This is a genomic window from Mesorhizobium sp. M0296, assembly GCF_040321675.1.
GTDB lineage: Bacteria > Pseudomonadota > Alphaproteobacteria > Rhizobiales > Rhizobiaceae > Mesorhizobium.
On sequence record NZ_JAMYRZ010000032.1, the window covers coordinates 45,042 to 60,485 of the forward strand.

At 62.9% G+C, this 15,444-nt stretch carries 14 protein-coding genes; 3 read left to right on the plus strand and 11 right to left on the minus strand.

The annotated features are described in order from the left end of the window. Positions 1–178 precede the first annotated feature (178 nt). Positions 179–949, plus strand: coding sequence for an isocitrate lyase/PEP mutase family protein (locus NKI97_RS25740; protein WP_352450548.1), 771 nt, complete (start codon positions 179–181; stop codon positions 947–949). 14 nt (positions 950–963) lie between these two features. On the opposite strand, the gene NKI97_RS25745 is transcribed toward NKI97_RS25740, so the two are convergent. From NKI97_RS25745 to NKI97_RS25755, 3 genes are all read right to left on the minus strand, one after another. Next, a complete protein-coding gene (locus tag NKI97_RS25745) occupies positions 964–2,013 on the minus strand; it encodes a M14 family metallopeptidase (RefSeq protein ID WP_352744290.1) in 1,050 nt (349 codons plus the stop codon). A 101-nt stretch (positions 2,014–2,114) separates the two neighbouring features. After that, positions 2,115–3,491: an FAD-containing oxidoreductase gene (locus tag NKI97_RS25750; protein ID WP_352837281.1), complete on the minus strand. Its 1,377-nt coding sequence runs from the start codon at positions 3,489–3,491 to the stop codon at positions 2,115–2,117. Further along, positions 3,488–3,949, minus strand: a complete 462-nt coding sequence (locus NKI97_RS25755; protein ID WP_352450545.1) for a DUF4126 domain-containing protein — start codon at positions 3,947–3,949, stop codon at positions 3,488–3,490. The genes NKI97_RS25750 and NKI97_RS25755 overlap by 4 nt, the downstream gene beginning before the upstream one ends. A gap of 147 nt (positions 3,950–4,096) precedes the next feature. Here NKI97_RS25755 and NKI97_RS25760 point away from each other — a divergent pair, with 147 nt between their 5' ends. Beyond that, the gene (locus tag NKI97_RS25760) at positions 4,097–4,654 is read left to right on the plus strand and encodes a sugar O-acetyltransferase (RefSeq protein WP_352837284.1); all 558 of its coding nucleotides are present in this window, start codon (positions 4,097–4,099) and stop codon (positions 4,652–4,654) included. A gap of 58 nt (positions 4,655–4,712) precedes the next feature. Here the strand turns inward: NKI97_RS25760 and NKI97_RS25765 are convergent, their stop codons facing one another. The 3 genes from NKI97_RS25765 to NKI97_RS25775 all read right to left on the minus strand — a co-directional run bounded on the left by NKI97_RS25765 (position 4,713) and on the right by NKI97_RS25775 (position 6,875). Next, the gene (locus NKI97_RS25765) at positions 4,713–5,222 is read right to left on the minus strand and encodes an RES family NAD+ phosphorylase (RefSeq protein ID WP_352833387.1); all 510 of its coding nucleotides are present in this window, start codon (positions 5,220–5,222) and stop codon (positions 4,713–4,715) included. Then, the gene (gene parS, locus NKI97_RS25770; protein ID WP_352638288.1) at positions 5,219–5,698 is read right to left on the minus strand and encodes a type II RES/Xre toxin-antitoxin system antitoxin; all 480 of its coding nucleotides are present in this window, start codon (positions 5,696–5,698) and stop codon (positions 5,219–5,221) included. The genes NKI97_RS25765 and parS overlap by 4 nt, the downstream gene beginning before the upstream one ends. Positions 5,699–5,885: 187 nt before the next feature. After that, a complete protein-coding gene (locus NKI97_RS25775; protein WP_254819147.1) occupies positions 5,886–6,875 on the minus strand; it encodes a helix-turn-helix domain-containing protein in 990 nt (329 codons plus the stop codon). 128 nt (positions 6,876–7,003) lie between these two features. Here NKI97_RS25775 and NKI97_RS25780 point away from each other — a divergent pair, with 128 nt between their 5' ends. Then, on the plus strand, positions 7,004–7,651 hold the full coding sequence (locus NKI97_RS25780) for a cysteine hydrolase family protein (RefSeq protein ID WP_352837288.1): 648 nt from the start codon (positions 7,004–7,006) through the stop codon (positions 7,649–7,651). A gap of 78 nt (positions 7,652–7,729) precedes the next feature. On the opposite strand, the gene NKI97_RS25785 is transcribed toward NKI97_RS25780, so the two are convergent. The 5 genes from NKI97_RS25785 to NKI97_RS25805 all read right to left on the minus strand — a co-directional run bounded on the left by NKI97_RS25785 (position 7,730) and on the right by NKI97_RS25805 (position 15,429). Then, entirely contained in the window at positions 7,730–9,409 is a 1,680-nt protein-coding gene (locus NKI97_RS25785; RefSeq protein WP_352837291.1) for a formate--tetrahydrofolate ligase, read from the minus strand. Between the two features lie 303 nt (positions 9,410–9,712). Continuing rightward, positions 9,713–10,837: a DUF2333 family protein gene (locus NKI97_RS25790; RefSeq protein WP_352837293.1), complete on the minus strand. Its 1,125-nt coding sequence runs from the start codon at positions 10,835–10,837 to the stop codon at positions 9,713–9,715. Positions 10,838–10,851: 14 nt separating this feature from the next. Continuing rightward, positions 10,852–12,150 (minus strand): DUF6638 family protein, encoded by a 1,299-nt coding sequence (locus tag NKI97_RS25795; protein ID WP_352837296.1) that lies wholly within the window; start codon positions 12,148–12,150, stop codon positions 10,852–10,854. Between the two features lie 198 nt (positions 12,151–12,348). Beyond that, complete coding sequence (locus NKI97_RS25800; protein ID WP_352837299.1) at positions 12,349–14,259, minus strand: AAA family ATPase; 1,911 nt, start codon at positions 14,257–14,259, stop codon at positions 12,349–12,351. Between the two features lie 24 nt (positions 14,260–14,283). Beyond that, entirely contained in the window at positions 14,284–15,429 is a 1,146-nt protein-coding gene (locus tag NKI97_RS25805) for a hypothetical protein (protein ID WP_352837302.1), read from the minus strand. Positions 15,430–15,444 lie beyond the last annotated feature (15 nt).

Consider the following 15,444-nt stretch of genomic DNA (forward strand, 5'->3'; position numbering starts at 1 on the left):
AAATGGTCTTGATCGAACGCATATTCATGGCGAAATCCATAGCCGCGAAAAGCGGTATGCGCAACAGGTTTGAAAGTCTGTGGGGTGGCTGCCGCTTTCGCAACCCATGGCACATGGCCAAGACCGGCCGTCCTGCCTAGACTCTGCATCAAACAGCAGGAAGACGGGAAAACATCAAATGACCCAGCAGTTCGACCGCGCACGGACGTTCCATTCTCTCCATGTCAAGGGAAACCCGATTGTCCTCTACAATGCCTGGGACCCAGGCTCCGCCAAGATCATCGAGAAAGCAGGGGCCAAGGCCATCGCCACCGGAAGCTGGCCGGTCGCGGCCGCTTTCGGATTCGCCGATGGCGAGAAAATCCCGTTGGAACTGGCGCTCGAAAACATCAAACGCATCGTTGCGGCGGTGGATGTGCCGGTAACCATGGACCTCGAGGGGGGTTACGGGGTCGCTCCGGAGGTTGTCGCCCGCAGCGTGACGCTCGCCGTGCAGGCTGGAGCCGTCGGCTTTAATTTCGAGGATCAGATCGTCGGCGGCAGTGGGCTGCACGACATCGCCATACAGGTGAGGCGGATCGAAGCGGCTGCAGCGGCGGTGAAGACGTCGGGTATTCCGGCCTTCATTAATAGCCGAACCGACATTTTCCTGAAGACTAAACCGAATGCGCACGACAAGGCTCTTCTCGATCAGGCGATCGAGCGGGCGCACGCCTACGAAAGGGCCGGAGCGCATGGCTTCTTTGCGCCGGGGCTTGCCGATGAAGGCCTGATCGAGGCGCTCTGCGAGGCAACGGCATTGCCGGTCAACATCATTGCCCTGGCGCATGTGCCGCCGCGCCAGAGGCTTGCCGAACTCGGCGTCGCCCGCGTGAGCCATGGTCCGGTGCCGTACCGGCAGATGGCCGAATGGCTGGAGGCCAAGGCGCGACAGGCGATTTCGGGGTAGCCTGGCGGGGTGCGTCAGTCCTCCAGCGTTCCCGACCTTGCATCGGCGCTCGTCCCGTCGCCGACCAGCTTCAAGAGGTCTTCGCCGGCGCGGATGATGCGGCGGGAACGCCGCGTCAGGATGAGGCCCGCCTGCGGCGCCAACACTTCCGTGCGGCCGTCGGGCTCGCCGGGCGCGTGGACGATGGTGGCAAGGCGCGCACCCTTGGTGACGCGGTCGCCCGGCTTCACGTCGTAAAGGATCGCGCCCGAGCGGGGCGCCGGCATCATCTCGATGTTTTCGAGCGGCGCGACGAGCCCAACGAAGCTGCCAGGCGCGGGCAGCGCCTGATCCTGGATGACGTCGCGCGCCACCAGCAGCCGGTAGAGCCCTTCGGCATCGGCGCCGGCGAGGGCGCCGTCGACATCGAGTATGCCGCGATATTCGACCGTGGTGGCGACGCGCCGGTCGAGGCACGCGACGTCGGCGGGAACGTTCTGATACGGCATGATCGAGGCGCCTTCGAAGGTGCCGTCGGGGTCTTCGTCCCACAGCATCACCGCGTCGACGCCCATGGCCGCTGCACAATCCGCCATGGCCGGCCACAGGCTGGTGTGGACGTAAAGATAGGCGAGGCCCTCATCGTCGCAATGCAGGTCGAGCACGATGTCGTGGCCAATGGAGAGCTGCAGCAGCCGCGTTTTCAGCCGCTGGTCGACCGTGCCGTGCGCCGGCAGCAGCGTGAGGTCGGGCGCGGCGAGCCGCGGAAAGCCGCGATTGAAATTGGTGCGCGTGCCCAGATGAAAGCGGCCCTGATGGTCGCCGTAAAGATATTGCGCGCGGCCGATCGGATTAGCCCAGGGCACGATGGTCATATTGCCGGTGATGCGGCCTTCGGCTTCCGCCTTGCTGAGCATCGGCATCAGCGTGTCGATGGCGACGACGCCCGGCAATTCGCCGGCATGAAGTGCCGCCTGCAGATAGGCGGAAGGCGCCGTCTTGTCCGTTCCGGCGAAGCGGAAGACGGGGAATTCGTAGGAAACGCCTTCGCTGTCGCCGGCGACGCGTTCGATGGACTTCTGCATGGGATGGCTCCGGGAGAAGAGGCGGAACACATGCCCTTTTGCCGCTGGGCTGTCGATTGGTCCAGTCGCTGCCGCTATGGGCGCACGATTCTACCCGGCCGTCACACCAGCGGCTTGAGTTCCTGGGCGATGGTCGGCAGAAGCTCCGAGACGTTCGGGTGGATGTGCACGGCGCGCGCCAGCGTGCTGACCGGCGCCTTGGCATACATCAGGTCGAGCACGCAGTGCACCGCCTCGTCGCCGCCCGGGCCGAGCACCGAACAGCCGAGGATCTCCTTGGTGTCGGCATCGACCAGGATCTTCATGAAGCCTTGCGTCTCACCTTTTTCGACGGCACGGCTGACGCGGGTCATTGGCCGCTGGCCGACCAAGGCGCGGCGGCCGGATTTCCTTACCGCGGCTTCGGTCATGCCGCAGCGGCCGAGCGGTGGGTCGATATAGAGCGCATAGGCCTCGATGCGGTCGCTGACCTTGCGCGGATCGTTGTCGAGCAGGTTGGCGGCGACGATCTCGTAATCGTTGTACGAGGTGTGGGTGAAGGCGCCCTTGCCGTTGCAGTCGCCCATCGCCCAGATGCCGGGCACGCTGGTGCGCAACTGGTCGTCGACGACGATGAAGCCGCGTTTGTCGACCTCGACGCCGGCTTTGTCGAGGCCGAGATCGTCGGTGTTTGGCGTGCGGCCGAGCGCCAGCAGCACATGCGAGCCGACCGCAGCCGCCTTGCCTGGCGAGAAGGTCACGGCGATTTCGTTGCCTCGCCTGGCGAAGCGGATGTCGTCGGCGCCGAGATGGACGGCAATGGCTTCGTTTTCGAGGATCGACAAAATGGCGTCCGAGACATCCTCGTCCTCGCGACCGATCAGGCGCGGGCTTTTTTCGATGACCGTGACTTCGGAACCGAAGCGGCGGAACATCTGCGCGAATTCGAGCGAGACATAGCTGCCGCCGACAACGATGAGATGGCGCGGCAGCACGTCGAGATCCATCATCGAGGAATTGGTCAGGTAAGAAATGCCGTCGATGCCAGGCAGGTCGGGCACCGAGGCGCGCCCGCCGGTGTTGAGGAATATCTTTTCGGCGCTCAGCAGATCGTCGCCGACGCGCACCGTGTTGGCGCTTACGAAGCGCGCATGGCCGCGATAGAGCGTGCATTTGTCCATGCCGGCAATCCAGTCTTCGAGATTGCCGCGGGCGCCGTTGGAGACCTTGTCCTTGCGCGCCTTGATCGCCTTGTAGTTTACGCCGACGGGACCGGACAGCGTCACCCCGTAATCCGCGGCCGAGCGGGCGAGATGCGCGGCATAGGCGCTTGCCACCATCGTTTTGGTCGGCGTGCAGCCGGTGTTGACGCAAGTGCCGCCGACCAGCTTTCGCTCGATCAGCGCCACGCTCATGCCGGCCGCATTCAGCCGGCCGGCGAGCGGTAGGCCGGCCTGCCCGGCACCGACGATGATGGCGTCGAATGTCTTTGCCGTCATGCCGCCGCCGCCGCGATCAGAAGCCCGCCGACGATCGCCACCGCGTCCTCGATGAAGGCGGCCGGCGGGTCCTTGCCGAAGGCGGCGGCCAGGCGTTTACGCGCCTCGGCGCCGCCCAGCGTGCCGATCACCGCGCCGATGGCGCCGGCGATCAGGCCGCCGATGGTGGCGCCGCCGGTGGCGCCGATCACCGCGCCGGTGAAAGCGCCCAAGACGATACGCGTGCCGAATTGCTGCGGCACCTTGCGGCTCGGCGCCGAGGGCAGCTGGTCGGTGACCAGCTCGGCGATGGCCAGGATGGTGAAGATGCCGACGGCGATCCAGTGGCCCATGAAGCTCGCCCAGGTGTCCGCGACCGGCAACCAGCCAAGCCAGGCGCCCCACGCGACGGCGGCGGGCGCGGTCATCGCGCGAAGCCCGGCAACGATGCCAATCAGGAGTGCAAAAATGTACAGCATGATTGATCCCTCGATGGCCGGCTTGGGACAGGTCCGAGAGAGCAAGCTACCATAGGTCCGGTATTTGACCAGAGGTGGTGTCGCCGCCGGCGCTTCCGCATTTGCAGCACTTGTGCTTTGGCAAAGATTGAGACTGGAGTTGCGGCCATGGCCGAAAGCGAACGCACGAAAATGGCGGCGGGCGAGTGGTATTGCTGCCTCGATCCGGAACTGGAGGCGTTGCGCATCACGGCGCGAGACGCGGTGTTCGAGCACAACAGCCTGCCGCCCCGGCAGCGTCGCGACATCGGGCGTGGATTGCGGACGCTGCTCGGCGCTGCGGGCGAGGGCGCCCGGATCGAGGCGCAGTTCCACTGCGCTTATGGCTTCAACATCTTTCTCGGCGACCGCGTTTTTCTCAATGCCGGCTGCATCATTCTCGACACGGCGCCAGTGCGCATCGGTAAGGGAACGCTGCTCGGCCCGAATGTGCAGATCTATTGCGCCGAGCACCACAAGGAGGCTGCCGGGCGACGGGCAGGGCTGGAGATCGCCAAGCCGGTCGAGATCGGCGACAATGCCTGGATCGGCGGCAGTGCCGTCATCCTCGGCGGAGTCAGGATCGGCGATGGCGCCATCGTCGGCGCCGGTGCTGTGGTGACGCGCGACGTCGCGGCGAACACCACGGTGGTCGGCAATCCGGCACGGGTAATCAGCAACAACTGAGCACCGTGCTTCTGTTGCCGGTCACGTCCTCGTTCTGATGGACATGGGGGCGGCTATGTCACTTGGCCGGAGGTGGATGCAACCGTGTGTCGAGCGCAAACGCCTCCTGGGTCTTCATGGCGTATGCCCCTCTGGCGAGGCTCGCGTCGAAGATCAGGTTCCAGCTACGCTGCGATACGGCGCTCGGAATCACCACGAACCGGTGCCGTTGCAGAAGATCGTCGCCAAACGCCTGTTGTCCGGAGCTCGGAATGCCAGGGCGCAACCACTTGGGGTTGGGCACGGCGGCGGGGTCGACGATATGCACATCCGCGACATCGCTGACGATTGCTGCCGTCATGACATGCGCAATCGTGTCGAGCGCCCTGAAGCCCTTATGGACCGCAACCTCGAGGATCGCAGTCGACGGATCGATCGAGCAGTAGACGGCGCGCACGCCCTTGCTGTTCCAGCGTCCGCCCACCCTGTATGCGCCCTCGCCACTATCCCATGTAGGCGCAAACGCGGCTTGATCGAGGCGCCATCCGATGAGGTCGGAGCCACCAAGCGCCGCCGGCAGCGGCGTCATGCATAAACGCCATATTCAAGCCGTTCCAGATAGTCTTCTACAAGCTCGATCCCCGCCGGCGTCGCCAGAAGGTCGATTGGACGACGCTGGTCGAGCCCAATCGCCGGGCGCTCCAGCCATTGCTCTGCCTCCGCCTGCGAACCGAACACGTCGGTAGCTTTCGACAGGATCTCCGCGAACTTCCAGGTTCGTCCGCTCTGGTCCTGACTGAGAGGCTTGGACGGAGCATCCTTGCGGCGCTGGTAGGTGCGCAGGCTCATGCCGACGGCCTTCTCCAGCGAATCGGTCTTCTGGATGAAGACGAGTTGCCCGATAAGATGGTCCAGCGCTGAAGCCGGCAGGCCGTGCAGAAGCAACTCGTGGGCATCCAAAGCGCTGCTGAGGCGCCTTGCCAGAATGCGGCTGCCGCCTAGCAATTTCGCCACCTTCTGAAGTTCATTGTTTTTTGCTGCTGGCGCAGCCTTTTCCAATGCCATCGCCACGGCGAGCCCTCTTCGCGTCATCTGTCGCTTTAATATATGACAGATGACGCAGAGCCTTTCAACCACGACAGGATCGAGAGCAGGGCAATCGCTTCGAGAGAAAAGATAGCCTACTCGGGCCAGATGGCAGTCCAACGTCGGCACTGAAGCGATTGCCCTGGAATCGAGCGCGAGCCGAATTTCACCTCGGCATGTGCGCCACGCGCTCCTCCTGAGCACTCTTCGAGAATTCGCGCCGGTACTGCGCCGGCGAGGTTCTGAGGCGCGCTGCGAAATGCTGGCGCAGCGAGGTAGCGCTGCCGAAGCCGGCCTCGAAGGCAACCGTGTCCATCGATTTTTCCGTTGCTTCCAGCAGCCGTTGCGCCAGCTGGACGCGCTGGTCGGTCAGCCAGTCGCCGAAACTGGTGCCGATCGTTTTCTGGAAACGGCGCGTGAACGTCCGGCGGGTGAGGCCGGCGTGACCGGCAACGCTGTCCAGACTGTGCGGCTCACCCAGGGTTTTGCGCACCGCTTCGAGAGCCTGGGTGAAGCGGTCCGCATTGCCGGTCCTGGCGATGGGACGTTCGATGAATTGCGCCTGCCCGCCCTGCCTGTGCGGAGAAAGCACAATCTGCCGGGCAAGGCGAAGTGCCGCCTCCGCGCCGTAACGAGCCCGTACGACGTGCAGGCAGCAGTCGAGCCCGGCGGCGACGCCGGCGGATGTCACGACATCGCCATTGTCGATGTAGAGCACTTCCGGTTCGACGAGAATGTCGGGATAGAGTTCCTGCAGCTGATCCGCGTAGGCCCAGTGCGTCGCCGCTCGCCGCCCCGAAAGCAGTCCGGTCGCCGCAACAGCGAACGTTCCCAAGCACAGTCCGACGATCAGCGCGCCGCGCTCGTGCGCGCCAAGCAACGCGTCGATCAATGCCGCTGGAGGCGAGCTCCCGAGATCTTTCCAGCTTGGCACGATGACGATGTCGGCGTCATCGAGCGCGGAAAGCCCGTGCGGGACGCTGATGGTCAGACCGGCATCGGTGCGGATCGGCCCGTCCTCAATCGCGCAGACCCGGAAGTCGAAGCGCGGCAGGCCGAGCTCCGTGCGATCCGCGCCGAACACGAGACACGGCACGGAGAGATGAAACGGGCTGATGCCATCGAAGGCGATGGCGGCAACGGCAGGATCGGTCATGGGAGCTCCAGCAACGGGTGAGGCCGATTGTCCCAATTCTTTCGAATAATGTCAATCGGGACACTTTTTGCAATCCGGTGCCGAGCTTATCGTCCGCCCATCAATGTCCAACGGGAAAGGAAAACCCCATGTCGCAACCAGCCAAAGGCATAGCTCCACGCCGCGCCCTCATCGTCATCGATGTTCAAAACGACTATGACGGCGGCAACCTCGCCATCCAGCATCCGCCGTTCCGCGACAGCGTCGTCAATGTGGCGCGAGCGATGGATGCGGCCACCGAGGCAGGCGTCAAGGTGGTGGTCATCAAACAGTTGGCGCCGGAAACCTCACCGGTCTTCGCCAAGGGCAGCCATGGCGCCGAGTTGCACCCGGAAATCGCTAGGCGAAACCGCGACCACTACATCGAAAAGAACTTGCCCAGCGCCTTCACCGGCACGGACCTCGAGGAGTGGCTGCGCGCCAACTCTATCGATACGGTCACAGTCATCGGCTACATGACGCACAATTGCGATCTGTCGACGGTCATCCACGCCGTGCATATGGGCTTCGAGGTGGAGTTCCTGTCGGACGCAACGGGGTCGTTGCCGTACGCCAACAGCGCCGGCTACGCTTCGGGGGAGGAAATCCATCGCGTGGTGACGATCGTATTGCAGTCGCGCTTCGCGGCCGTTCTCAAGACCGCCGAGTGGATCGATTGCCTGAAGACCGGCGTGGTACCCCAGCACGACACACCCTATGCCTCCAACCAGCGCGCGCTGGCGCGAAGCGCGGCTTAGGGACGAGCTCGTCGCGAAGTCGCCAAAAAGGGCGCCGCAGCGTTGCGGCGCCCTTTGCCGTTCAAGCGTTGATTATCCCTAAAACAGGCCTTCGATCTGGCCCATTTCGTTCAGGAAAATCTTTTCCGAGGATGGCGCTTTGGGCAGGCCGGGCATGGTCATCACCTCGCCGCAGATGATGACGACGAAGCCGGCGCCGGCAGACAGCCTGACCTCGCGCACCGGCACGGTGTGGCCGGTTGGCGCGCCGCGCAGATTCGGATCGGTGGAGAAGGAATATTGCGTCTTGGCCATGCAGACCGGCAAATGACCGTAGCCGGCGTGCTCCCAGGCGTGGAGCTGGTCGCGCACCGATTTGTCGGCGATCGCTTCGGAACCGCGATAGATGCGCTGGACGATGGTGTTGATCTTCTCGAACAGCGGCATGGCGTCGGGATAGAGCGGGGCGAATTGCGACGCGCCGGATTCGGCCAACGCCACGACTCTTTTGGCCAGTTCCTCGATGCCGGCCGATCCCTGGGCCCAGTGCTTGCACAGGATCGCCTCTTCGCCCATCGAGGCGACGTAGTCCTTCATCGCCTGGACCTCGGCCTCGGTATCGGAGTAGAAATGGTTGATGGCGACCACTGCCGGCACACCGAACTGGCGGATGTTCTCGATGTGGCGGCCGAGATTCGCACATCCCTTCTTGACCGCCTCGACGTTCTCCTTGCCGAGGTCCTCCTTCTTGACGCCGCCATTCATCTTCATGGCGCGAACCGTGGCGACGATGACCGCCGCGGCGGGCCTCAGGCCGGCCTTGCGGCATTTGATGTCGAAGAACTTTTCGGCACCGAGATCGGCGCCGAAACCGGCTTCGGTGACGACGTAGTCGGCAAGCTTCAGCGCCGTCGTCGTGGCAACGACGGAGTTGCAGCCATGCGCGATGTTGGCGAAGGGGCCGCCATGGACGAAAGCCGGGTTGTTCTCCAGCGTCTGCACGAGATTGGGCTGCATGGCATCCTTCAAGAGTACGGCCATGGCGCCGTCGGCCTTGAGGTCGCGGGCATAGACGGCCGACTTGTCGCGGCGATAGGCGACGATGATGTCGCCGAGGCGCTTTTCCAGGTCCTTCAGGTCGTTCGACAGGCACAGGATGGCCATGACTTCCGAGGCGACTGTGATGTCGAAACCGGCCTCGCGCGGGAAACCGTTGGCGACGCCGCCGAGCGAACAGATGATCTCGCGCAGCGACCGGTCGTTCATGTCCATGACGCGGCGCCAGACGACGCGGCGGGTATCGATGCCGAGCTCGTTGCCCCAGTAGATGTGGTTGTCGATCAGCGCCGACAGCAAGTTATGGGCGGTGGTGATGGCGTGGAAATCGCCGGTGAAGTGGAGGTTCATGTCCTCCATCGGCACGACCTGCGCGTAGCCACCGCCGGCGGCACCGCCCTTGACGCCGAAATTCGGTCCGAGCGAAGCCTCACGGATGCAGACGATGGCCTTCTTGCCGAGGCGGTTGAGGCCATCGCCCAAGCCCACCGTCGTCGTCGTCTTGCCTTCGCCGGCCGGTGTCGGGTTGATGGCGGTGACGAGGATCAGCTTGCCATCCTTGTTGCCCTTCACCGACTTGATGAACTCGGCCGAGATCTTCGCCTTGTCGTGGCCGTAGGGCAGAAGATGTTCGCTCGGAATGCCGATCTTCTGGCCGATCTCCTGGATCTGCTTCTTCCTGGCGCCGCGCGCGATCTCGATGTCGGACTTCACTTCGGCCATGGACGACTTCCCTCTGAATTGGACTTGACTAGTGTGGTCGCAAGAATAGCCCGGCATTGCAGGCGCGGGCATGTTCTACCCCTGTCGCTGCCGCGGCGTCAACTTTCATGCAACTATGTTTCCTACGAAGAAAATGCCTCTGCGGCCGGCTGCCCTGCTACAGGTTCTTTTCGCGCCGGTTGCCGCGCCGTATAGAAGCCAGAGCAGGCGCGGTTCCGCCGTCTCAAAACAGCCGCGTAATACGCGAAAAGCGACAGAAGCAACGGCGCAAATTCACCAGCGCCGGCTGTGCGGGACGATCCGCTACTGCGTCAGGACGTTGCTGATCTCGACCATGTTCGAGCGCACCCTGAGTATGTAAAAGCCCATAGTCGTCAGATGTGTCGGCAACAGCCAGCCGTCCTCGCGGCCATTGGCGATGATGAAGGGCTGGATGCGCAGTGCCGAGACGAACTGCGCGTCCATCGTATCCCACAGGTTCTGCAGGTGCTTTTCCTTGATGACGTCCTCGAAGTCGGCCTGTGCGCCCTTCATCAGCCCGTAATAGGCATAGAGCTGGCCATAGGCGAACCAGAAGCGGTCGTCGGCGCGAGTGTCGAACCAGCCATTATTGTGGTTTTCGGCACGCTCCTTGAGGATCGCCGAGGTCGAACCGATGTCGGACGAGATGCGGTCGATATACTGCTTGAGATTGTCGGCGCGGGCATCGAACGTCGCCTGGCAGGCTGCGAGGCGGGCGTTGAAGGAACGCAGCTTGCGCACCGCGTCGCGATAGTAGCTCGGCGTCGGCGTCTTGGGGCCGAACGGGTTCAAGCCGAAATACCAGGTTTCCTCGTCGAACTGCAGATTGCCGCGGGCATCCTGCAGGTCGGCGTCGATCTGCGAGGTGGTGCGGACGCGGCCGAGATTATCGGCAAGCTCGGTCGCCGTGCGCCGCACCGCCTGGTTGATGCCGCGCTGGAACGAAGCCTTGTTGTCCATGAACGGCGTGTGATCCCAGTCGATGCCGAACAGGCCGAGCTTGTAAAGGATCATCGACGACACCCAGGCATTCTGGTTGACGTTGAAGTCGGTCAGGTCGGCCGCAACCTGGGCAATGGCTGAATTTCCGCAGGTCTTGGCCGTGTCGGTGCCGACGCCGGCGGAAACCTGTTCACCGGCGGAGCTGTTGCGTTTTTCGAACGTGTATTTGTCGACGTAATTCGGGTCGAAATTGTTCCACCACTGGGTGGCGTAGAAGAAGTTGACATAGAGACCGATCAGCACGAGCACAGCCAGGCCGAGCACCGCCTTCAGGATCCAGCCGCGCTGTGTGTACCAGCGCCCCGCCCACAGGAACGGCCACAGGATCGCGCCGATGAGCAGGCCGATGCCGCGGCCAATCCACTGGAAAATCCGGGTGAAGAAACTCACGATCGGATCAAGCATGGCGATGTCACCCCTCAGTCAGTCAAGCCGTAGAGGCGTGTGCGAAACGCCACCTTGTCCTTCAGATATGTGGTTTTCAGAACGTCCACAACATGCGATCGCCAGGCGTCGCTGAAGCCCTCATAGTCCCTGTAGAAGCCCGGCTTGTTGAAGACATAACGCGAAACGAAGTCCTGCGGCACGAAGTCCGAGATCAGCTGGTTGGTCAGCCAGGCGTCGGGATGGTCCGGCTTGGCGCGGATGACCAGGAAGCGCTGCTGCGGGAACACGTCCTCGATCTTGAGATGGCCGAGCTGGGCGATCTCGCGCTTGGCGGCGTTGAGGAAGGGAAAATTGCCGTCCCTGGTGATCAGATCGGTATGGCCGTGGATCCAGGTCTGCAGCCAGACCTTGTCGACGTCGGTCAGATTGCGGTCGGGATCGGCGTCGCGGATCAGCGCGCGCACCACCATTTCGGCGCGATGCTCGAGATAACCGGAGGTTTCGATCCATGAGGCGCGCGGCAGCTCGATGCGGCCGGTCGAGCCGAGGAACTTGAACACCTTGTCGGCATCGTGGATCGAAAGGTAACTCACCTGCCACGGCCGCGAGCGGCGGAAACCGGGCGCTGCCGGGTCGCTGATCACCGTCGTCACGTCGGGATCGACGAACACATAGAGCCCGCCGAAATGGCTGGTCCAATAGGCATTGTGACGGAAGATCACCTGGTCCGGCACCAGCGCATTCTCGCGGATGTCGCCGCAGACCTTCGCCAGCTCGACCATGTGGGCCAGCATGGCGTTGTCGCGCCAGGCATCCGGCTCCTGCTTCAGCCGGTCGACCAGCTTGCCGAGCTCGGCGGCCTTGCCGAGCACATCCTCGGCCGACAGCACCTTGAACTCGACCTGGTTGATCGACAGCAGGTCCTCGATGTCGTCGACCTTGGGGACCGAATCCTCGATCTCGCCGTAGATGACGTCCTTGATCGTCAGCGCATCGATGGCGCGCTGGTTCTTGGACATGAACTCGTACATCAGCAGCGAGGTGTTGGAGAACGCCGTGTGCACCACCGGCAGGTCGATCTGCGACGGCGTCAGGATGATGAAGCGGCGGTTGACCTCGTTCGGATCGAGGTAGCTGTAGTCGCCGCATTCCTCGGCGACCTGCGGCGAGAAGCCAGTGCGGTCGATCTCGAAGCTTTTCAACTTGGTCGGCTTCAAGCCGAACGCGACCATCGCCTTGTTGTAGCGCTGGATCAGGTGCGGCTCGTCGATCGTCAGCAGCCGGCCGTAGATCAGCTCGTTGTCGCGCAACAGATCGGGTTTCTTGGCCATTATTCCTTCTCCGCGTTCACGGGGAGACGGTGCCCGAAGGGCGGATGAGGGGCGCGAACGCTCCTTCTCCCCTTGTGGGAGAAGGTGGCCGAGCGAAGCTCGGTCGGATGAGGGGTGTTCCAGCTTGACGAATACCCCTCATCCGTCGCCTTCGACGCCACCTTCTCCCACAAGGGGAGAAGGTGGCGTCGGCGCATCTCACGCATTCCACAGCCCCTTTTTCTTCAACTCCTCGATCTCGCGCACGGCACGCTCCCGCAGACGGGTGTCGCGGATCATCTTGGTCACCGCCGCATCATCGGACTTGTCGGAATAGCGGAATTCGGAATCCGCGTAGCGGTTGATCTCCTGCATGACCATGTCCATCGAGAATGGCCCGCGCAGCTCCTCGATCATGGCTTTCTTGTCGTCGTAACCCTTGTGCATGAAGGCTTCCGGCTTTTCGAACCACTCGTCGGGCAATTCGATGTCCATGGCGCGCATCTTGATGGCATCGGTGACGTTCTTGATGGCGCGGCCGGTAAAGCGCGGCTCGGCATCCTTGATCAAGTGCAGATAGGTGCCGATGTCGGCCATCGTCTTTGGCGCGCCATTCTCCTTCATGTAGCGCTCATAGACCTTCATCAGCCCGTCTTCCTGCGGCTTTTCATGTTCCTCGTAGGCTTCCATCACCGCGCGCTGGATTTCCTGGGCAGCGTAGAGCTTGTGCTCGCCGAGCGGGATCTTGTGGTTCTTGCCGGCGAGCAGGACGAAAATGTCGATGTAGTCGTCGCGGCTCTGCGGGCCATCGACCAGCCAACGCGCGCCGGCGCGCTGGCGCAATGCGTCGTCGACGTTCTCGGGATAGTTGGAAAACATGCCGAACGAGCAATTGCCGCGCACCACGGTCGCCGCACCTCCAAAGGCGTCCATAAGCACACCGGTGATTTCCTGCTGGCCGGCCGAGGCGCGGTCGTCGGACCGGCGTGCCGCCACCTGGTCGATATCGTCGATGGTGCCGAAGCCGATGACGCGCGGGTTCAGCACATTGTTGATGAACTGTCGGCAGTTCTGGCCCGACTTGCCCTGGTAGGAGGAGATCTGGTCGACGCCGAAATTCTCGTAGGCGAAGGGATAGCCGGCGACCTGGCAATAACCATTGAGAAGACCGGCGATCATCTGGATCAAGGTTGTCTTGCCGGTGCCGGGCGCGCCATCGCCGATAAAGGTGAACAGGAAGCCGCCGAGCTCGACGAACGGGTTCAGCTCGCGCTCGAAGTCGTAGGCCATCAGCATCTTGGCAAGCTTGACTGACTGGTATTTGGCGATGTGGTTGCCGACGACCTCTTCCGGTTTTTTGAAGGTCATCACCAGCGGCTTTGCCCGCTTACCCGGCGCGACGTCGAAGCCGTCAAGGGTAAAATCGTCGACGTCGATGCGGATATGCGCGTTCTCGAACGGGCCGATGCCGTCGAAGCGGCCCTTTCGCGCCAACAGCCCGTCGATGGCGACGCGGGCAAAGGCGCGGGCGCGGGTCATCAGGTCGGCATCATCCTTCGAACCTGCTATCGCCCTGTCGAGCCCGGCCACGATCGACTTCACCGCATCCTGTGGCGTGTCGAACAGAAAGTCCGGCTCGGGCGTGTCGTTCGGCGCCTCGCCGTCGCTGTCGATCAGCCGGAACAAATAGGAGGCAAGGCTGAAGGCGGAGATGTAGGCAGAGGCCGACAGCAGCTTCTTGAAGGTGGCAGCTTCATCGCCTTCGAGCGGCGCGCGGGCGTTTTTCGCCTGCAGACTTTCGAGGTCCGAGCCCTCGGCGAAGACATCCGATATGGCCAGCGCTATCGCTGTGCCGCGCCGGGCGCGAAACAACAGCGTGTGCTGCGGGATGGTCAGCAACTGGTCGTCGGAATGGACGGCGGCGACGGTTTTGGAGAGCTCGACCTCGCGCGTGCGGCGCACCGAGCCGACCGAGACGGTAGAGACGAAGCGGCGGTTGGTGCCGGCAAGCGCGGTGCCGGACTCGCGCGATGGGTCCTCCAGCACGACGATGCGGGTGATGAAACTTTGCGCAGTGGCACGGTGCTTTTCAATTGCCGCTTCCGGGATGGTGGTCAGGCCGGTGTCCATGGAGGATGCTCCGCGATTTGACGGTCAGACGTCGCTGATGACCTGCCCTTTGGACAGGATGTGGACCTTGTAGCCCGAAAAGATCTTCTGCGCCTCGCCGGCGGCATAGAGCGCCTGATAGGCCTCGTGCGGAATCAGCGCATGGTTCTCGTAGTTGGACACGCCTTGCCGCGCGGCCTCGAGATCGTCGGTATTGATGAAGAATTCCTGTGTCGTCTTTTCGCTCGAAAACAGCCCCTTGCGGCCTGGCTTTTCGGCCTTGGAAAAGACCTCCTGGATGGTCCAGGTCAGCAGCCAGGCGTTTTCCGGCTTGCGCACCTTGGCCAGCACTTCGCTCACCGTCGAATTGTTGTCGGTAATCCCTGCAGAATAGAACGGGCCGAGCACGACGCGACGCAGTTGCTTGGGATGCAGCGGCTCGAAATCATTGTCGAGGTTGACCGCGATGGTCGCCGGCGACAGCGCGTAGGCGCAATTCTTCTCGGTGAAATCGTCGAAACGGTGGGCAAGCTCGGGATTGAGCAAGCCGTCGACCGGCAGCGGAATGTCGACCCTCTCATTAAGTTTGCCGCTGGAGTCGACAAGCTGCCGGATCATGTCGTCCGAGGAATCCTCAACCGTCACCATATAGACAAGCGGCAGGTTGGCGCTGCCGTCGAAGCACGCCCAGTGGACCAGATAATAGGGGCGCAACGTCTTCGGATTGACCGACACCTTGACCGTCTGGGCCAGCGTGAACGGGCCGAAGGTGGTCTCGCTCTTGACGTCCTCGAGGTAAAGCCGCTCGGCCATCGACTTCTGCAGCGCTTCGGGGAATTCCTTGTGGCGCAGGATGAAGTCCGCCATTTCCTCGCGCAGCTCGCTGGCCGAAGGGATGACGGCGAGTCGCGCATCGGCCTGCAGCCGGTCGTTCTCCAACTCGAGCAGGTTCTGGAAGACCGGGAAACCGCTTTCGGCGCGCGAGATGCGGAATGTCTCCGTGAAGCCCAGCCGGTTGCGCCAGCACGAGAACGACTTGTCGAGCCGCGCAATATATTCGGCGACGACCTTGGCGACGATGCCGTGCCGATAGAGCGGCGAGCGATCGTCGCGCATGAACACTTCGAGGCCGCCAAGTGCCGCCGTGATCGCCGAGAAATAGCGCGCCGCAGCTTCGTTTTCGGGGGTCATGCTGCCAGCCCTTGG